Annotated in this window: 17 protein-coding genes; 7 read left to right on the forward strand and 10 right to left on the reverse strand. The window is 56.7% G+C overall.

Annotation, left to right across the window (positions count from 1 at the left end):
- Positions 1-57 precede the first annotated feature (57 nt).
- The 4 genes from fdnI to bla all read right to left on the reverse strand — a co-directional run bounded on the left by fdnI (position 58) and on the right by bla (position 5674).
- Entirely contained in the window at positions 58-705 is a 648-nt protein-coding gene (gene fdnI / locus N7922_RS12925) for a formate dehydrogenase-N subunit gamma (protein ID WP_263096640.1), read from the reverse strand.
- Positions 698-1582 carry a formate dehydrogenase subunit beta gene (gene fdxH / locus N7922_RS12930; protein WP_263096641.1) on the reverse strand — a complete coding sequence of 295 codons (885 nt, stop codon included), beginning with the start codon at positions 1580-1582 and terminating at the stop codon, positions 698-700. Before fdxH ends, fdnI begins: the two co-directional genes overlap by 8 nt.
- A 12-nt stretch (positions 1583-1594) precedes the next feature.
- On the reverse strand, positions 1595-4645 hold the full coding sequence (fdnG, locus tag N7922_RS12935; RefSeq protein WP_263096642.1) for a formate dehydrogenase-N subunit alpha: 3051 nt from the start codon (positions 4643-4645) through the stop codon (positions 1595-1597).
- 159 nt (positions 4646-4804) lie between these two features.
- Positions 4805-5674, reverse strand: a complete 870-nt coding sequence (gene bla / locus N7922_RS12940; RefSeq protein ID WP_263096643.1) for a class A beta-lactamase — start codon at positions 5672-5674, stop codon at positions 4805-4807.
- A gap of 56 nt (positions 5675-5730) precedes the next feature.
- On the opposite strand from bla, the gene N7922_RS12945 reads away from it, so the two are divergent.
- Positions 5731-6693: a zinc-dependent alcohol dehydrogenase family protein gene (locus tag N7922_RS12945; RefSeq protein ID WP_263096644.1), complete on the forward strand. Its 963-nt coding sequence runs from the start codon at positions 5731-5733 to the stop codon at positions 6691-6693.
- On the opposite strand, the gene N7922_RS12950 is transcribed toward N7922_RS12945, so the two are convergent.
- Positions 6672-7496, reverse strand: coding sequence for an SDR family oxidoreductase (locus N7922_RS12950; RefSeq protein WP_263096645.1), 825 nt, complete (start codon positions 7494-7496; stop codon positions 6672-6674). The genes N7922_RS12945 and N7922_RS12950 overlap by 22 nt on opposite strands.
- Before the next feature lie 100 nt (positions 7497-7596).
- Here N7922_RS12950 and N7922_RS12955 point away from each other — a divergent pair, with 100 nt between their 5' ends.
- Positions 7597-8487: a LysR family transcriptional regulator gene (locus tag N7922_RS12955; RefSeq protein WP_263096646.1), complete on the forward strand. Its 891-nt coding sequence runs from the start codon at positions 7597-7599 to the stop codon at positions 8485-8487.
- Positions 8488-8498: 11 nt separating this feature from the next.
- On the opposite strand, the gene N7922_RS12960 is transcribed toward N7922_RS12955, so the two are convergent.
- From N7922_RS12960 to N7922_RS12970, 3 genes are all read right to left on the reverse strand, one after another.
- Positions 8499-9314, reverse strand: a complete 816-nt coding sequence (locus tag N7922_RS12960) for a hypothetical protein (RefSeq protein WP_263096647.1) — start codon at positions 9312-9314, stop codon at positions 8499-8501.
- 1 nt (position 9315) lies between these two features.
- A complete protein-coding gene (locus N7922_RS12965; RefSeq protein ID WP_263096649.1) occupies positions 9316-10806 on the reverse strand; it encodes a GIY-YIG nuclease family protein in 1491 nt (496 codons plus the stop codon).
- An 82-nt stretch (positions 10807-10888) separates the two neighbouring features.
- On the reverse strand, positions 10889-11806 hold the full coding sequence (locus tag N7922_RS12970; protein WP_263096651.1) for a LysR family transcriptional regulator: 918 nt from the start codon (positions 11804-11806) through the stop codon (positions 10889-10891).
- A gap of 110 nt (positions 11807-11916) precedes the next feature.
- On the opposite strand from N7922_RS12970, the gene N7922_RS12975 reads away from it, so the two are divergent.
- From N7922_RS12975 to N7922_RS12985, 3 genes are all read left to right on the forward strand, one after another.
- Complete coding sequence (locus tag N7922_RS12975; RefSeq protein ID WP_263096652.1) at positions 11917-12645, forward strand: metallophosphoesterase; 729 nt, start codon at positions 11917-11919, stop codon at positions 12643-12645.
- Positions 12646-12755: 110 nt separating this feature from the next.
- Positions 12756-13946: an MFS transporter gene (locus N7922_RS12980; protein WP_263096653.1), complete on the forward strand. Its 1191-nt coding sequence runs from the start codon at positions 12756-12758 to the stop codon at positions 13944-13946.
- Positions 13939-14823 carry an SDR family NAD(P)-dependent oxidoreductase gene (locus N7922_RS12985; RefSeq protein WP_263096654.1) on the forward strand — a complete coding sequence of 295 codons (885 nt, stop codon included), beginning with the start codon at positions 13939-13941 and terminating at the stop codon, positions 14821-14823. Before N7922_RS12980 ends, N7922_RS12985 begins: the two co-directional genes overlap by 8 nt.
- Here N7922_RS12985 and N7922_RS12990 read toward each other — a convergent pair.
- Positions 14802-15299, reverse strand: a complete 498-nt coding sequence (locus N7922_RS12990; RefSeq protein ID WP_263096655.1) for a cupin domain-containing protein — start codon at positions 15297-15299, stop codon at positions 14802-14804. The genes N7922_RS12985 and N7922_RS12990 overlap by 22 nt on opposite strands.
- A gap of 27 nt (positions 15300-15326) precedes the next feature.
- Positions 15327-16238: a LysR family transcriptional regulator gene (locus tag N7922_RS12995; protein WP_263096656.1), complete on the reverse strand. Its 912-nt coding sequence runs from the start codon at positions 16236-16238 to the stop codon at positions 15327-15329.
- A 501-nt stretch (positions 16239-16739) separates the two neighbouring features.
- On the opposite strand from N7922_RS12995, the gene N7922_RS13000 reads away from it, so the two are divergent.
- The gene (locus tag N7922_RS13000; protein WP_263096658.1) at positions 16740-18065 is read left to right on the forward strand and encodes an MFS transporter; all 1326 of its coding nucleotides are present in this window, start codon (positions 16740-16742) and stop codon (positions 18063-18065) included.
- A gap of 10 nt (positions 18066-18075) precedes the next feature.
- A complete protein-coding gene (locus N7922_RS13005; RefSeq protein WP_263096659.1) occupies positions 18076-19548 on the forward strand; it encodes an amidase in 1473 nt (490 codons plus the stop codon).
- The last annotated feature ends 22 nt before the right edge of the window (positions 19549-19570 follow it).

Raw genomic sequence — 19570 nt, forward strand, 5'->3', positions numbered from 1 at the left:
TCGACTGGCTTAAGGCAAGCCGCCCGACGCCATCACGCACGCCGGGCGGTAAGAGGGTTACTGCTGCTGTTTTTCTTCCGCCGCTTCGACTTCACGGTACCAGCGGGGATGGTGTTTCTTCGCCCAGCGTCGGCTGACTTTGCCTTCAATCATCCCTTTGATTGAACCTTTCACCCAGAACGCCATGTACATATGCACCAGGATGGCGAGCATCAGGACGATTGCCGACGTTGCATGCGCCAACAGGCTCCAGCGGATCATCCATATAGGAAAAAAGTGGGCAAAATAGGGCCGCCAGATAATCACACCCGTCGCCAGCAGCAGCGAAATCATGCTCATAATGGTCCAGAACATCATTTTCTGCCCGGCGTTATATTTGCCGACATCCGCCACCTTGTGCTCATTGCCTTTCAGCACTTCGACAATGCCTTTGATCCACGGCAGATCCTGACGGTCAGGAATGTTGTGATGCACAAAGCGCACAAACATAAACATCAGGATCAGGAAGATAAGCACGCCGAAAAACGGGTGCAAAATCCGCCCCATCTGCGGCGTACCAAAGGTTTGCGTCAGCCATTGCAGCGTCGGGAAAAACAGCGCAATACCGGACAACGCCACCAGGAAGAAACAAATCACCACCGTCCAGTGGCATGCGCGATCAATAAACGTCGTGCGCAGGATCATCTTGCTCTTACTCTTACTCATGCGCATCCTCCTCGTCATCATCCGTCTCTTTATTCGGACCGATACCGATATAGTGGAACAGAAGCCCAGCGAAAGTGGTCATGAAACCGACAGCGGCGAGCGGTTTCAGCACGCCCTTCCACAGATTAACTGGCACATCAATCTTCGGTTCAGCAGGCAGATTGTGGTACAGCTCCGGTTGATCGGCATGGTGCAGCACATACATCACATGCGTGCCGCCCACCCCCTGCGGGTTATACACGCCCGCATGCGGATAACCGCGCTTTTTCAGCTGCGCAACCCGCGCCTCGCCCAGCTCCAGCATCTCGGCTTTGGTACCAAAATGGATAGCGCCTGTCGGGCAGGTTTTTACGCAGGCTGGCTCCTGACCCACGCTGACGCGATCGACGCACAGCGTGCATTTATAGACCCGGTTGTCCTCCGGGTTAAGACGCGGAATGTTAAACGGACACCCGGCAATGCAGTAACCGCAGCCAATACAGTGCTCGGACTGAAAATCCACAATCCCGTTGGCATACTGCACGATTGCACCCGCCGACGGGCAGGCTTTCAGGCAACCCGGTTCCGCGCAGTGCATACAGCCATCTTTGCGGATCAGCCACTCCAGCTTGTCATTCTGCGTGGTTTCGCTAAAACGCATCACCGTCCAGGATTTGGCGCTCAAATCCAGCGGGTTGTCATACACCCCGGCGCAGTAGCCCACTTCATCGCGAATGTCGTTCCATTCTGAACAGGCCACCTGGCAGCCTTTGCAGCCGATACAGGTCGAGACGTCGATCAGTTTGGCGACTTCCGCGCGGAAGTCTCTCGCCTGCGGCGGCGGCGTCAGGCCGTTGGTCGCCGAGCGTTTGATAATGTCTTGTGATTGCATGGACATAATTTCGTTTCCTTACGCCTTCTCGACATTGACTAAAAACGCCTTATATTCCGGCGTTTGCGAGTTCGCATCCCCGACGGACGGTGTCAGCGTATTGGCGAGGAATCCTTTGCGCGTCGCGCCTTCAAACCCCCAGTGGCACGGAATACCGATGGTATTCACCTGACGCCCGTCGATGGTCAGCGTTTGCAGACGTTTGGTGACCACCGCTTTGGCTTTGATGAAGCCGCGTTTCGACATCACTTTCACGGTGTCTCCCGCCAGAATCCCTTTCTCCTGCGCCAGCGCTTCACCGATCTCGACAAACTGATCCGGTTGGGCGATGGCATTCAACCGCGCATGTTTAGTCCAGTGACGGAACAGCTCGGTGATGGAGTACGTGGTGGCGACATACGGGAAGGCGTCTGCTTTGCCCATATTGGCGATATCATCCTGGAAGATGCGCGCCACCGGGCTGGAGATCACCGCAGGGTGCAGCGGGTTCGTTCCGATGGGTGATTCAATCGGTTCGTAGTGCTCCGGGAACGGGCCGTCGTTCATTTTGTCGATAGAGAACAGGCGTGCGACCCCTTCCGGGTTCATGATAAACGGCCCGACATGGCTGTCCGGCGCCGCCTGGCTGTAATCGGCAACGTCCATCCCCGCCCAGCGCTGACCATCCCAGTGCAGCAATGCGCGTTTCGCGTCCCACGGTTTGCCCGACGGATCCGCTGAGGCGCGGTTGTAGAGAATGCGGCGGTTGGCAGGCCATGACCATGCCCAGCCCGGTGTGCAACCCAGGCCATAGGGATCGCTGTTGTCGCGGTTCGCCATCTGGTTGCCGCGCTCCGTCCAGCTTCCGCAATAGACCCAACAGAAACTGCTGGTAGATCCGTCGGCGCGTAACTGGGCAAAGCTGCTGAGCTGTTCGCCTTTTTTGGCAATCAGCACGCCTTTGTCGTCGTACAGATCGCGCAGCGCACGGCCATTGGCTTCGCGAGCGATCTCTTCCGGATGCGGGTCGCGCGGATCGTGATAATCCCAGGACATATTGAGCAGCGGTGCCGGGTTCGCCCCGCCTTCCTGCTGGTAGAGCTCGCGCAGGCGCATAAACAGACGGCCAAGAATTTTGCCGTCGTGCAGTGCTTCTCCCGGTGGTTCCGCCGCCGCCCAGTGCCACTGTAACCAGCGCCCGGAGTTGGCGATGGAGCCATCTTCTTCCGCAAAGCAGGAAGACGGCAAACGGAACACTTCGGTCTGGATGTCCGCCGGGTTAACGTCGTTCATCTCGCCGTGGTTCTGCCAGAACGTCGAGGATTCCGTCACCAGCGGATCAATAACCACCATGTATTTCAGCTTCGCCAGCGCGCGGGAGGATTTGTTTTTGTCCGGGAAGGCGGCAAGCGGGTTAAAGCCCTGCACGATATAGCCGTTGATTTTCCCTTCCAGCATCAATTCGGCCTGGGTCATCACGTCGTACAGGCGGTCCCATTTCGGCAGCCAGTCGTAACCCCAGTTGTTCTCTGCGGTTGCGCGATCGCCCCAGAAACTCTTCATCATGCTGACAAAGAATTTGGGCGTGTTTTGCCAGTAGTTCACTTCGTTGAGCCCCAGCGAAGGCGGCGTGATTTGTGAAATATAGGTCTGGTAGTCGGGCTGTTTTTCCGACGGCAGCGGCATATAGCCCGGCAGGTTCGTTGAGAGTAAGCCTAAATCGGTATACCCCTGAATGTTGGAGTGGCCGCGAAGGGCGTTCACCCCGCCGCCCGCCATCCCGATATTCCCCAGCAGCAGTTGCAGCATCCCGGCGGCACGGATGATTTGCGCCCCTGCGGAGTGGTGCGTCCAGCCAAGCGCATAGAGAATGGTTGCCGTGCGATCCGGTACGCTGGTGCTGGCAAGCAGGCTGCACACATGGGTGAAATCTTTCACGCTGGTGCCGCACAGACGGCTGACCATCTCCGGCGTGTAACGCGCAACGTGGGCTTTCAACAGATTCCATACACAGCGTGGATGGCTCAGCGTGTCATCGCGCAGCGCATTGCCCTGGGCGTCGAGCTGATAGAACCAGCTTGATTTGTCATACTGGCGTTTTGCCTTGTCGTAACCGCTGAACAACCCGTCATCAAAGGCGTAATCATCGCGGATAATCAGGCTGGCGTTAGTGTAATGACGCACGTACTCATGCTGGATCTGGTCGTGTTCAATCAGGTAGCGAATCGCCCCCAGCAAAAAGGCGGTATCTGAACCGGCGCGGATCGGCGCATAAAAGTCCGCTACTGCGGCGCTGCGGTTAAAGCGCGGGTCAACCACCACCACCGTGGCGTCATTTTGGGTCTGGGCTTCAATCACCCATTTAAACCCGACCGGGTGCGCTTCGGCGGCGTTCCCGCCCATGATCAGCACCACGTTGGCGTTTTTGATGTCCACCCAGTTGTTGGTCATCGCACCGCGCCCGAAGGTCGGTGCCAGCGCCGCAACAGTTGGACCGTGGCACAAACGCGCCTGGCAATCGATCGCCACCATCCCCAGCGCACGGGTAAATTTACCGTCGAGGATCCCCGTTTCGTTGCTGGCTGCGGAAGAGCACAGCATGCCGGTGGTGGTCCAGCGGTTGACCGTTACGCCCTGGGCATTTTTTTCAATAAAGTTGGCGTCACGATCCTGTTTCATTAAGCGGGCAATACGCTCAATGGCGTCATCCCAGCTTATACGCTGCCATTTATCCGATCCGGGTGCGCGATATTCCGGATACTGCAAACGGTTTTCGCTGTGAATATAATCAAGCACGCCTGCGCCTTTCGGGCACAGCGAACCACGGCTGACGGGATGATCGGCATCACCTTCAACGTGGTAAATACTTTCGCGGACATTTTTCGCATTATCGCCAAGACTGTACATCAGCATGCCGCAGCCCACTGAGCAGTAAGTACAGTTATTTCGCGTCTCTTTTGCTTTTAAGAGTTTGTATTGACGTGTTTCCGCCTGAACGGAAAAAGAAGATAAAAATCCGAGAGATGCAACAGTTGTTCCTGCCATACCGCCCGCGCAGATCCGAAAGAACTGCCTCCGGCTGAGATCCATTTAACCTCCAGCTTAAACTTAAGACGTGAAAAGGGACGGAGATTATAAGGATATTTATGCGGCTTAACCATTATCCATTTATGGTTATTTTTGCGGGTAATTCGGGGGAGAGGGTTATTTAACTTAAGTTAGTGGCAGAGGTTATCCTCTGCCGGTTTATTAATGCGTTGCATTAAATATTGCGGAACCGATTCGGGCAATGGCGTCATTACTTTGCGCCAGCGTTGCTTTGGTATCCGTTATATAAATCGTTACGATACGGGGTTTATTTTTGTGTGGCCAGACGATGCTGATAATAGAGCGCGAACCATTGGCACCAGCGCCGGTTTTATCGCCAATCTCCCAGCCCGCTGGCAACACCGAACGCAGCAGCGGGTTGGCCACTTTATCGTCGCGCATCCACTGCACCAGTTGCGCGCGGGAACCCGGCGTTAACACATCCCCCAGCGCCAGCTTTTGCAGGGTCTGGCTCACTGCGAGCGGCGTGGTGGTATCGCGTAAATCGCCCGGAATGGCGCTGTTCAGCTCAGGTTCATAGCGATCCAGACGCGTGACACTGTCACCCGAAGCCGCAATAAACCGCGTTATCGCCGCCGGGCCGCCGAGCTTTTTCGTCACCAGGTTGGCCGCCGTATTGTCACTGACACTGACGGCCGCGCTGCACAGCTGTTGCCAGCTCATGGTCGCTGGCGCGACGAATTTGCTGGTGACCGGCGAATACTCCACCAGCTCGCTTTGGCTGAACTGGGTGGTGTCATTCAGCGACAATTCACCTTTGTCGGCTTTACTCAACAACGCCCCGCACAGCAGCGCTTTATAGGTGCTGTTCAGCGGGAAGCGTTCATTACCGCGATAGCTCACCGTTTCTCCACTGGCGGTGTCCACCACCGCAATACCAATACGCGCACCTAAATGCGCTTCCTGCAAGCGGGCAACCGCCGTCAGCGTCGCGTTATCGATGGTGGCGGCATTCGCGGCGCAAATGCCAAACAACAGCAGAGAACAGAGGGATTTCTTCGGGAAAAACATAGGTATAATCCTTTACAGTGTTTAACGTTAGCGACCGGCATAACAGAGTGCAAAGCATGTACAACACCGCAATAGTGTACCGAAATTTTGGCGACCCATTGGTGCGTTTACAAAGTGAAACGCGCGACATGGGGCCGCTGGCGGCAGAGAATATGCGCGTCAAAATGACGCTTGCGCCGGTGAATGCTTCCGATTTGATCCCGGTGACGGGCGCGTACCGCCACCGCATCACCCTGCCCGCGATTGCAGGCTATGAAGGCGTGGGCGTGGTCACGCAGGCACCGGCATCTGCGGCGCATTTAGTGGGGAAACGGGTATTGCCCTTACGCGGTGAAGGAACATGGCAGCAGTATGTTGATTGCCCGGCGGCCTTCGCCATTGCCGTGCCGGAGGAGATCGACGATACGCTTGCCGCCAGAGCGTATATCAACCCGCTGGCGGCGCTGCTGATGCTGCAACACTATCCCCCCGGCGGCAAACATGTCATCGTGACGGCGGCAGGGTCGGACTGCGCAGGTTTTCTCGCGCAGTGGGCCTTACAGCAGGGCGCACTGAGCGTGACCGGCATTTATCGCTCGGCGATCCATGCTGACAGACTGGCGGCCAGCGGCATCAAACCGCTGGCGGAAACCGAAACCGCCGCCATTGCACAGGCGGCCAGCAATGCGGAAGTGGTGTATGACGCCACCGGCGGCGCACTGGCGCAACACCTGCTGGACGCCATGCCACATCGCGGGCAATTTATCAGCTACGGCCTGCTCTCCGGCCAGCCATTCTCTCTTCGCCAGCGTTTGCCGGTGGTGCACTGGTTTCATGTCCGTCATTATCTCGACGCGCTTCCCGCGCCCCAGTGGCAGGAGACGTTCCGCTCGCTCTGGGCGCACCTGCGCCACAGCCGCGTCAGCGACGCCGAACTGTTCGATCTGCACCAGTGGCAAGCGGCCGTGCGGTTCTACCAGACGCCCGGCAGAACCGCCAAACCGCTACTGGCGATGCGCTACTCCCGATCGGCGGAGTAAGCCACCTCACGCTGGCGTTCAATCTCCTGCAACCGTGCGGAAAGCGACGCCGTCAGATGATGATAAGCGAGGCTGCCAAGCGGCACCCTGAACGGCGGCTGTGGCATTTCCACCACGTTGATCAGGGCATTAACCGTGCGTTCAGCGTCACCTTTAATATCAAACGCACCGCTGGCAATCGCCCGTCGCACCTCGCCCGCCGGTGTTTCATCGTAGACGGCAAGCGGGGTAGCATGATCCAGACCCTGACCAAACCCGGTCGCTGTCGGGCCGGGTTCTGCGATCACAATATCGATGCCAAAAGGTTTCACTTCCTGGGCAACCGACTCCAGAAACCCTTCAATGCCCCATTTACTGGCATGGTAAAGGCTAAAATTCGGGTAGGCCACCTGCCCGCCTTCCGAGGAGATCTGAACAATCCGCCCGCCGTTCTGCGCACGCAACCACGGCAATACTGCGCGCACCAGCTGAATCGACCCGGTCAGATTGGTGGCAATCTGCCGTTCGATTTGCGCATCACTCACCTCTTCCGCCGAGCCAAACAGACCATAACCGGCATTGCTCACCACATAATCAATATGGCCGCAGGCGGTAAAGGCAGCCGTCAGCGCATCGCGCATGGCAGTCGTGTCCGTCATATCAAAACAGCACACGGTTAACCGTTCACCATAGCGCGCGTGCAGTTCGTCCAGCGACTGTGGGCGGCGAACGCACGCCACGACCTTATCCCCCCGCGCTAACAGCTTGCGCGCCATCAACAATCCAAGACCGGAGGAGGCTCCGGTAATCAGCCAGCTTTTCATCGCATACCTCGTCGTTAACTCAACGTCCGTTAGCGTAAGCCGTCGCCAGTGCTATGATAAGACACAACAATGTGCATGCTATGGTGAGAAACTTTCAACAATGAAACCGCCCGCTCTGAGTGATTTAAACGCCTTCGTGCTGGTCGCCCGGCATCGCAGTTTTCAGCGTGCCGCCAATGAACTGGGGGTTTCCCGTTCCGCGCTCAGTCACGCGATGCGTTCGCTGGAAAGCCAGCTAAACGCCAGATTACTGCACCGCACCACCCGCAGCGTCTCGCTCACACAACATGGCGCAGCGCTGTTGCAACGGTTACAACCGCTGTTGAACGAACTGGACGACGTGCTCGATGCCACGCGTCTTGGTGCGCAGACGCTGAGCGGAACGTTGCGGATCAATGCCAACGAAGGCGGCGCGCGCTGGTTGTTGCAGCATGTCGTGGAAGGATTTCTGCATACGCATCCGCATGTCACGCTGGATCTGGTCACCGAAGGCCGGTTGGTAGACATTGTGGCGGAAGGGTTCGATGCGGGGGTGCGTCTGGCGGAAGCCGTACCGCAGGATATGATTGCCGTGCCGTTTGGCGGCCCGATTCGCTTTATTGCCATTGCCTCGCCGGGCTATCTCAGCCAGGCCGGAACACCTAAATCGCCGCAGGATCTGCACCAGCACCGCTGCATTTGCCAGCGCCTTCCTGGCGGCAAGCGCTACCGCTGGGAATTTATGGACCATCACAGACCGCTGTTAGTGGATGTGCCCGGAAATCTGTGTCTCGATAACAGCGCGCTGATGGTTGAAGCGGCGGTCAAAAGCCTCGGCATTGCCTTTGTGCCGGAGCCTTACGCCCGCCAGGCCATTGCTCAGGGAGACGCCGTGTGGGTGCTGGAGTCCTGGAGCCCGCCCATTGAAGGACTGTGCCTTTACTACTCCAGCCACCGCCAGATCCCGGCAACGTTGCAGGCGTTTATTACGGCGCTGCGCGAAGTGGGTTAGCCGCCTACGGTTTACAGCGTGTGAGCGAACTGCAACCAGCCCAGAACAACCACCCCCGCCGCCGAGGCGAACAATAACAGGTCTCTGAAACCAGGTCGGTTCTTACGCATGGTGCGCGCGAGCGTGTTGCAGTGCAGCGTATTCTCAGCAAGCTGTTGCTCCAGTGCGGCCAGTTTACGTTCTATACCCTCCGCTCTGTTTTTTACCGCCGCCAGTTCGCTTTCGCACTGATTCACCTGCCGGGTATGCGTCTCGCTATTCGTTTCCAGTTCATCAAGTTGCTCAACCAGACGTTGATACTGGCGCTGCTGCTGCGCCAGATCGCGCTGAAAAGCACTGAGCTGGTCATGGTGTGTTTCCAGCGTTCGGGCATGCTCTTCAACCTGGTTTGCCTGCGCGAGCTTATCTTCGACCTGCTCTTTCAGATGCTCCAGCAGCAGCGTGAAGTTTTCCCGCACGCTCGAATCAAAAGCGCTATCGTTCGATTCCAGATCCTGTAATTTGTCCACAATTGCGGCATGAAACCCTTTCAGCGCCTGGTTTTTCTCTGCGTTGATCTGCAACAGGCAGCGCAACACCTCCTGCGTCACGCTGAGGCTGCCGCCAAGGCTTGCGATCATAGCGGCCAAATCGGTGTCATTTTGCGTCGTGATAGAGCCCGTCCAGCGACTAAAAAAACCGCGTTCATTAAAGGCGGCGACGTCGCCCTGCACATCTTTCGTCTTCTCGAACTCGTCGTTCAGACGCAGGAGCAACGCATCAATATTGTGACGAAAGTGGGCAACGGGATGCTGGCGCGCGGGAATGGCTGGCAATAAAGCAGTCACATTACTGTCCTTTTAATTTGGCTAAATCATCGGCAATGGAAAAACGCGTCAGTTTTACCACCCGCGACTGAAGTTGTTGCGTTTGCGCGCGCGTCTCATCAATAAACGCCACGGATGAACGGGCATATGCCGTGATTTCCGTCAGCAGGTTTTCATTGGCTTCCATATTTGCCAGTAACTGCTGATGTGTTTTACGCCCTGCCTCAATAAATTGCGGCTCGGTATTGGCGACCAGCGTTAAGACCTGCGGCACAAATGACGACAAATAGTGGCTGGTCACACCAAAGCCAATCGCGCACAGCAATGAGGAGATATACGGCGCAAAAGGCGCAAGCGGTGCAAATAACCCCGTAATGCCGGACTCGATAATCGGCTCCAGCGCATCCCAGAAGATCAGAACGCCGCTGGTAATAATAATCTCGGAGGCTTTATCAATCATCTGCTGGCGCGTCATCGTTTTCGCGCCTTTTACCAATGCCATCGCTGACATGCCCAGTTCGTAGATATTTTTCGCCAACTGGTAGATTTTGCCGATCGCCTGACTCAACGCGTTAAGCACGAATTCAAAGATACCTTTCAGAATCGACAGCGGGGCTTCGATGTACTGCTTGATGACACCCCAGACCGTATCCAGAAAGCGCGTTAATCGAACGCGAAGCAGCGCTTTTGAGGTGATAAACAGATCCACCATTTCATCTTTCAGTGCCTTGATCATGGTGGTGGCAAGCCGTTCGAACACGTCCCATCCGACATTCAGCGCGGCTTCTTTCGCCGCACCGACAGCAAGGGTAGCGGCGCTGTCCAGCTTGTCCTTCATTTTTTTCGCTTCAATGTTGGAACGGGTGCCCTGCTCGTTTTTCAGTTCCTCTTTTTTATTCACCGGCGGCATTTCCGTTTTCAGGATATGCGCTTCAATCGCCGCCGCCGTTTCAACCGAATCGACGCTGATAAATTTTACCGTGCACCCTTCACTGAACTCGTCAGCCAGCTTATAGGGCGTTCCGTTACGTTCGGCTTGCTTATTTTCATTTAAATGACCGGCAATCCAGCGCGTGCGTAATTTGGCCGCATCACCAATATATTGCGCCACGCCCTCTTTATTAAAAACGACATACACCCCCGGCGTGTCGGGAACATTTTTCAGCCCATCGGCCACACCGTTTGTGACGGTAAATTCACCATCAAATTTCATGGAGGCGATCGATGAAATACCGTGGCTGAATGTCTTAACAATTAACTCTTTCCAGTTCACCCCACGGTTGGCGACTGCCAGTACGCTTTGCGCAGACGTTGCTTCCAGGGTGTCTGCCACGGTGACGGCTATTTTGGGGTTGTTCGCACCTGGTTGAGAATTCCGTTTATTGCGGTAACCCGCTACCAGTTTTCGGGTGACATTATCGACGGTTTTATCAATGATCGCGTTGGCCAGAGGATCCAGCGTCTGTAATTGCGGATACGCTTCCTGAAGCGGTAATGAAGAGAGATCAGACATAGGCTGTGTGGACCTTTATTGTCATTCATGTGTAATCAATGTGCCGTTATGCAAATGGCATAACGAAAATAAGTCCTTCAGCTTACGCCATTTGCTCACGTAACACAGCTATCAGTTCCCGTAGCCCGGCGGGCACGGTGCGATGGCCTGGATAGTAAAGATACATGGCCGGAGCAATGTGCGACCACTCGGGCAGCACCTCCCGCAGTTCGCCGCTTTGCAAATAACGGGCGACGCGGGCTTCCGGGCAATAGGTGATCCCCACATCCGCCAGCGCAAGTTCGATGCCCATCACCGTATCCCCCACGCAAACCTGCCCTGGCACATCGATCTCCCGGTATTCGTCTCCTTTGCGAAACTCCCATTTGTAAATAACGCCTGCGCCGGTACGAATCTGAATACAGGAATGGGCCAGCAGGTCTTCCGGTAACACGGGCGTCTGGCGATGATAGAGGTAACGCGGGGAAGCGACCGCCACCCATTTCAGATCACGACCCAGTTTCACGGCCACAAAATCTTCCGGGACCGTGCCACCGTAGCGGATGCCCGCGTCGAAACCCGCGGCAACGATGTCCACCATTCGATCATCAATGGTGATATCCACCTGCACGTCCGGGTAACGTTTCAGAAATACCGGTAAATGCGGTGCCAGCACCAGTCGCGCGCCATCATTGAGCACGTTCAAGCGGATGCGCCCCACCGGGCTGTCGCGAAAGGTATTGATATCGTCGAGGGCATGGCTGATTTCGGCAAAACCGATGTTCAGCCGTTCAGCAAGCGCTGCGCCCGCTTCCGTCGGCGACACCGTGCGACTGGTGCGGTTTAACAGCCGGATGCCGAGACGGTTTTCCAGGTTGCGCACCGCATGGCTGAGCGCCGAGGTGGTGATCCCAAGCTCCACCGCCGCCTGGGTGAAACTGCGCAGGCGTTCGACAGTTCGAAAAGCATTGAGGTCAGCAAGATCGCTGCGCGACAGGCGCGTAATCGGACGAACGGGCATACTCACTCCGGCATGATTATTGAGTGTAATTCACAGTTCAACGCAGTATACCCCTGTTTGAGGTTATCCCTGCCATACTTCAGGTTTGCTGGCTAAGGGAGCTGCACGTAATGCTGATTGCACAGTTGAGCGATATTCATGCCGCGCCGGACAATGACAATCTGGTGCGGCTGCACAAGGTCATTGACTGGCTTCGTGGTATACAACCGGATCTGTTGGTGGTCAGCGGAGATCTTACCGATGAGGGCTGGCATGAGGGCTACCGCGCCATTGACACCGAACTTAAGCGCCTTGCCTGCCCGGTGCGGATGCTACCCGGCAATGCCGATGACAAAACGGTGATGTGCGCCAGCCTGGCGGATTTTGCACACCGCGATCCGACTCAAGCGCTGCACTTTAGCGAGTACATCAAAGGCGTGCCGGTTATCGGTGTCGATGTCACGATCGCAGGGGCCAGCGGCGGGGACATTCGCCCGCATCTCGCCTGGCTTGAAACCGCCCTTGGCGCGTACCCGCAACCGGCCATGATCTTTTTGCATCAGCACCTGTTTCCGTCAGGCATCGCGCCACTGGATAACGCCATGTGTGAAGGGGCGGATGCGCTGAAGCAGCTGCTCGCCCGCCTCCCTTTTCCACCGCTGGCGCTGTGCTGCGGTCATGTGCATCGTGCGATGTGTGCGACCGTTGCCGGGATACCGGCGTACAGCTGCGGCTCCATTTGCCCTGCCAATCCGCTGATGCTTGAGCCGCAGACGATCCCGGCGGTGACCGATCCGGCTGGCATCCTGATCCACACTCTTCACCACGATGCCTGCGTAAGCCATTTTGTCAGTGTGTAGCGCTCTATCGTTGAGCCTGATTCAACACGCCATCGCAATCACCTCATCAAACAGGCCATAAACGGCCTGTAGACTGTCCTCACATTGTTACCCCCACTGCAAGGCATTACATGCAGAGCATTCTTCACCCCGGCACCACCCGTGCGGCGCTGCTTCCGGCCATTTTCTCACTGGCGCTTGGCGGACTGTTTATCGGCACCGGTGAGTTCGCCACCATGAGTTTGTTACCCGCACTGGCGCAGACCACCCAGGTTTCCATACCGCAGGCGGGATGTTATATCAGCGCTTACGCCATTGGCGTTGTGTTAGGCGCACCGCTGTTAGCGGTGATTGGCACCCGCTTACCGCGTAAGTGCTTATTGCTTCTTCTGTTACTGCTGGCTGCCGCCGGGTACATCGCCAGCGCGCTGGCCTGGAACGCTACGTCATTACTGGTGTCGCGCTTTATCGCTGGCCTGCCCCACGGTGCCTGGTACGGCGTGGCGGGACTGGCGGCAGCCAGCATGGCTCCGCAGGAAAAACGCACGCAGTTTATTGGCTACGTCATGCTGGGCTTAGCCGCCGCCAATGTTGCTGGCGTCCCGGCAATGACCTGGCTGGGGCAACACCTGGGCTGGCGGGCGGCTTTCGGTTTTGTGGCGCTGGGCGTGCTGCTGACCGCCCTGCTGGTGCGCCTGTTAATTCCCTTTGCCCCGGCCAGCAAAACCGCCTCGCCGCTGACAGAACTTTCAGCGCTGACTAGCGTGCAGGTATGGCTGACGCTGGCGGTCGCCGCGGTGGGGTTTGGCGGTATGTTCGCCGTCTACAGCTACATTACACCGACGCTGACGCAGGTCAGCGGCTTCAATCTGTCGCAGGTTCCGGCGGTGCTGATGCTGTGGGGCGCGGGCATGGTCTGCGGCAATGTGCTCGGCGGCTGGCTGGCGGACCGGGCGCTGACAGCGGCTATTTTTACCCTGCTGCTGTGGAATGTGCTCTGTCTGGCGCTGTTTGCACAGGTCGCGCATATCCGCTGGGCCGCCGTGCTGGCGCTGTTTTTGCTGGGGAATGGTTTTGCGCTGGTCCCGGCGTTACAGAGCCGGTTAATGAAAGTGGCCAGCAACGCGCAAACCCTTGCGGCCTCGCTTAATCACAGCGCATTCAATATATCGAACGCCATCGGCGCGTCGTTGGGCGGCGCGGCAATCAGCGCGGGCTACGGCTGGGCCGCCACCGGTTGGGTTGGCGCATCGCTTGCGACGGGCGGCATGGCGTTGATGTTTTTCTCTGTCTGGTATGCAAAGAGGATTTCTTATGACTGACAATCTGTTCACCCCTGGCAATGTCGTGGTCATCACCGGCGCGGCAAACGGTATTGGTGCAGCCTGGGCGCAGCGGCTGGCGAAAGAGGGGTTACGACTGAGTTTATTTGACCGCGATGGCCACGCATTACAGAGGCTGGCGGAGAGCCTGAACACGGACACCGTGTGCGTGATCGGCGACGTCGCTGACGAGAAGGCGTTGCAGCAACTGTATGATGAAACGCGTGCCGCTTTTGGCGACGCACAGCTGCTCATCAACAATGCGGGTGTTACGGCGAGCGCGGGCCCGTGGGACAGCCCACACGCCTTTCACGCCAATCTGGCAATCAATCTGCTGTCCATGGTAGCCCTGCAACACCTGTTTGTACCGCACATGCTGGCGCAACAACGCCGTTGCGCCATTATCAACCTCGGTTCAAAAGAGGGGATCACCACGCCACCGGGTAATGCAGCCTACAGCGTGGCGAAAGCCGGCGTGAAAGTACTGACGGAGCAACTGGCGCACGAGCTGCGAAACCGCGTCGGCGATCGGATCACCGCGCATCTGCTGGTGCCGGGTTTTACCAGGACCGCAATGAATTTCCCCGACATGAATGAAGATAAAGATGCACGCACGGCTGCGGCCTGGAGTGCAGACCAGGTGGTCGATTACAGCATGACGCGTCTGGCGAACGGCGATTTCTATATTCTCTGTCCGGATAACGAGGTCACGCCGCTGATGGACAAAAAACGCATTCGCTGGGCGAGTGAAGATATCACCGAAAATCGTCCGGCGCTCTCGCGCTGGCACCCCCAATGGCAAGCGCAGTTTGCCGCCTGGATGGATGACGCGTCACCCTCCGAAGGAGACGGGTATTACGCTTCCCCGTCCCAGTAATCCACGCCCTCGCCGTTAAAATCCACCCGGCGGAAGGTGTCGCGCCCGTCAACCCGGGCGCGGGCGAGAAATTTATCCGCATCGGGGTACTCACAAATTTCCGGGCTTTCCAGGGTACTGATGGAGAGGTAACGCAGAAGCTGATCGGACGTATTAATGATCTGATGCGGCCAGTTTTTACCCGGCGGAATGCAGATAACATCGCCCTCTTTAATGGCGCGGTGCTCATCGCCAATGCGCAAAGTGCCGCTACCGTTAAGCACGATAAACATCTCCTCCTGCGCATGGTGTAAATGGAACGGGCACGCACGTTTGCCCGGCGGCAAAATATCTATTGATGCGCCAAGCTTACTGGCAGCGGTGCCTTTGGTCAGCGATCCCCCGCGTGATTCGTACAACGGCGGGCGGACAAAGGTCTCCATCTCAATCTCGTTAAAATTGCGGATGACAAAGGGCAGCAGCGTTTTGTCGTTCATACAGGGTTCCTGAAAAAAGCGTTCCCTTCAGTATTGAAACACCCCATTCTGCCTGTCAATGTCCTCCGCCAGCATCGCGTGGAAGATTTTGGTCGCCAGCGACAGCGTGCGTTGACGCGGCAGGCAGAGGTCTACTTTCACTTTTCCCATCAGCGGATCCGCCAACGGTACCGCAACAAAGTGTTCATACCCGGTGCTGTCGTTCACATTCCGTTGCGGCAGGATGATCAGCGCATTCCCCTGCAATGCCAGTGCTTTCTGCACTTCGAGCGAACTGGCGATATAACACAAGTCAAAATGCAGATTCTCCCGCCGGGCGGCAGACTCCAGCAGTTGCCGCACCGAATAGTTGGCCGGAGGGATCGCCAGCGGGTGGTGAACAATCTCTTTCAAGGTCAACGCGCTTTTGCCCGCCAGGGGGTGGCGTGCCGACATCAGCACCTTATGTTGTAATTCACAACTGTGGGTCACCTGCAATTCCGCACTGACCGGCATATAAAAGGTCAGCGCCAGATCCGCCTGCCCGGAGAGAAGCTGTTCAGCGACATGCGGCGCACTGCCAATCTCGATTTCAAACGACACGCGCGGATGACGCTGGCGAAACCCGGCGATCGCCGGTGCGATAAACGCCGAAATCAGGCTTTCTGCGGCACAAATACGCACCGTGCCAGAGACGACGCTTTGCACCGTGGCGATACGCTCTTTTACCGAATCCAGCTCACGCAACGTCGCGTCCACCGCCTGAGCAAGAAACTCGCCCTCGCGCGTTAAGCGAATACCGCGGGGCGTACGCTCAATTAAGGGCGCGCCGTAATGATGTTCCAGCAAATCAATTTGCCGCGTGACCGCACCCGGTGCGACAAATAATTTATCTGCCGCATCGCGCAGTGAAGACGACTTCGCCACCTGGCTAAAATAGCGCAATGCACGTAATTGCATCCGGCGGCCTCCCCGAAATGTGGTCTTGAGCGTTTTACCTTATTATGGGTCGCCCGGTTCTGACAATCGTTGCTCACTGCGGTAGCAAAATCGATAAATATGCACTGCAATCAGGCATGGCTGACCATTATTGTGCAGACGGCCCTCCTCTTTTCTCGCCAGAAATATAAAACAGCCTATTTATCATCAGGATGTTTTTCGCCCCGCAACGCATTATTTATGACATCTGAAACAGAGAAAGCACATTTTAAGTGCACGTCTGTCTGTTTTAATTACCCATAAAAATTACCGGCAAACATCAGGTAAAACAAAATCAATAAATATCAACAAGATAAAAACAAAGATATTATTTTCTTATCGTTTAACACTTCGCGCAGTGCATACTTTTTTTACGCACTGCCCCCGGACAATTGTGATAGTGATTGCCCTTCCTGCTTGCTATATCTCTGGCTGTGTCTCTCACCGTTTAATTTGACTGAACAGCTTGAGGAAGACCTGAATATGGCAAATGAAACAGAATACAGCGCGCAGAAACCCAAAGCTTCGCGCAAAGAAGTGATTGCCGTTGTCCTTGGCGCGGCCGTGGAATTTTTTGACTTTAGCGCTTATGCCACCTTCGCGGTGATGATCGGTAATGTCTTTTTCCCGTCAGATAATCCCTTTACCCGGCTTTTATTATCGGTTTCCGTTTTTGGCATCGGTTTTATTGTGCGTCCGCTTGGCGCGATTTTTATTGGCAGCTATGCCGATCGCGTTGGGCGCAAACCGGCCATGTTATTGACCATGGTGTTTATGACCATCGGGACTGGCGGCCTGGTGTTCCTGCCCGGCTACGAAACCATTGGCATCGCGGCCCCTGTTCTGCTGGTGCTGGTGCGCATGTTGCAGGGGCTGGCCTGGGGAGGTGAAGCCGGCCCGGCCACCACGTTTATTATGGAAGCCGCACCGCAGGGTAAGCGGGCGTTCTATACCAGCTGGCAGATTGTGGCGCAGGGGCTGGCGGGCATCAGCGCGGGCGTGATTGGTTATACGTTGACGCAGGTGCTGTCGCCGGAACAATTAGCCGCCTGGGGCTGGCGGATCCCCTTCGCCTTCGGTTTGCTGATCCTGCCGATTGCCATTTACCTGCGTCGCCACTTACGTGAAACGTACGCCTCGGAAAACACCACCGCAACGCAATCCACTGGCAGCCTGCTGGGAGAGGTCTTCAAAAATTACCGGGGACTGGTGCTGGTGGGTATCTTTATTCTCTCTGGCAGCACTATCACTCAGTATTTCCTCAATTATATGACCACCTACGCGCTCAATGAGCTGGCGTTCGCGCCCGGCAGTGCCATGGCGTCCACCATTCTGATTGGCGTCTGCGTGGTGGTGTTTTCACTGGTTGGCGGCTGGATGGCGGATCGTTTTGGGCGAAAAGTGACCATTATTGCACCCCGGCTGATTTTGCTGGTCTTGTTGCTGCCGGGACTGGAAATCATCAATACCTGGCGTAGCGAGGCGGTGTTTTACAGCGTGATCACCGTTTTTGCCGCGCTACAATGCATCAGTGGTTCCGGCGTGCTGGTCGTGCTGTGCGAAAACTTCCCGAAATATGTCCGCTCCACCGGTTTCTCGATTGCCTTTGCCTTCGGCATCACCTTGTTTGGCGGCACCGCGCAAATCGTTTTCTCGTGGCTCATAAAATGGACCGGCGACCCTGTCTCACCGGGTTATTACCTCATCGCCGCCAATATTCTCTGCCTGTGCGCCACCGTGTTGCTGAAAGAGCGTAAAAAGATGCCGCAACCCGCACTCACGCGCCGTCGATCCACCGTTCAGCCATAAGGAGGCATACATGACAACCGTAATGACATGGCGGGAATGGGCCGCCCATGATGCCACGGCACTGGCCGAACGCGTCAGCCAGGGCGATATCAGCGCGACAGAGCTGGCGCAGCAAACGCAGGCGGCAGTGGAAAAAATCAACCCGCACATCGGTTCGGTGGTTGAACTGTTTGATGATGCGATTGCCGCTCCCGAGACAGACGGTACCGCGCTGGACGGCCCCTTCAGGGGCGTACCTTTCCTGATGAAAGATCTGGGCCCCGGCGTTAAACATCGCTTACAGGAACAAGGCTCGAAATTTCTGCAGGGTTATCGCGCCAGCGAAGACGCCTTCCTGACATCGCAAATCCGCGCCGCCGGGCTGAACATTATTGGCCGCACCACCACGCCGGAGTTTGGCGTGTGCGGTTCCGTGGAAAACCCGGCGATCTACATCACCCGTAACCCGTGGAACCCGCATTACACCACCTTTGGCTCCTCGGCAGGCGCCTGCGCCTCCGTCGCCGCTGGCGTGGTGCCGTTGGCGCATGCCACCGATGGCGGGGGCTCAATTCGTATTCCGGCGGGTTCCCATGGCCTGATCGGCCTGAAAAGTTCCCGCGGCGTGTTGTCGATCGCCCCGGCGCTCTCCGATATCACCGGCTATGTCTCGACGCAGGGTTGCGTCAGCCGCAGCGTGCGCGACACCGCGCGGTTTATTGATAGCTGCCGCGGCGGTGCACCAGGGGAATTTATGCCTTACTGGGAGAGCAAACAGCCCTACACGGAGATGATTAAGCGGGATCCGCAACCGCTGCGTATCGCCGTTTCCCATGAGTGGGGGCAGTACCATGCCGATGCGCATTTTGTCGGCGAACTGGAGCGCACGGTACGCTTGCTGGAAGAGCTGGGCCATCAGGTGGAATGGGTCACGCCGTCGGTGAATTTTGAGCAGGCCTTTACGGCACAAACCACCTGTTACATCAGTAATTTTGCCCAGTTCATTCAACGCATGCTGGAAAAAAGGGGACTGACTGCGCCGCCAGAGGATCAGATCGAGCCGATTAATCTCCGTATCTGGCAAAAAGGGGTGAACATGTCCTACAGCGAACGCTGGAAAATGCAGGATGCGTTTAACACTGTGTCGCGGGATTTGGGGCGATTCTTCCAGCAGTGGGATGTGATCCTCACGCCGACCTTCGCCAAACCCACGCCGCTGTTAGGCGAGAAAAAGTACCTCACGCTCAGCGACAACCCGGACGTTATGGACTGGTTTTACACCCTGTGGGAGATTTTCTCTTATACCCCGCTTGCCAGCCTGACCGGCACCGCCGGGATCTCTGTCCCGCTGGCCTGGCAATCTTCCGGCATTCCACTGGGTATGCATTTCCAAACCCGTCAGGGTAACGACGGTATGTTGTTGCAACTCGCCGCACAACTGGAACGCGCACTGGGCGGCAGTTTTAACACGAACCGCATGCCGCAGGTTCACGTGAGCGGTTAACCCGGCATTCGCCGGATGGCGG

This window comes from Kosakonia sp. ML.JS2a, from assembly GCF_025642095.1.
In the GTDB taxonomy this organism is placed as follows: Bacteria; Pseudomonadota; Gammaproteobacteria; order Enterobacterales; family Enterobacteriaceae.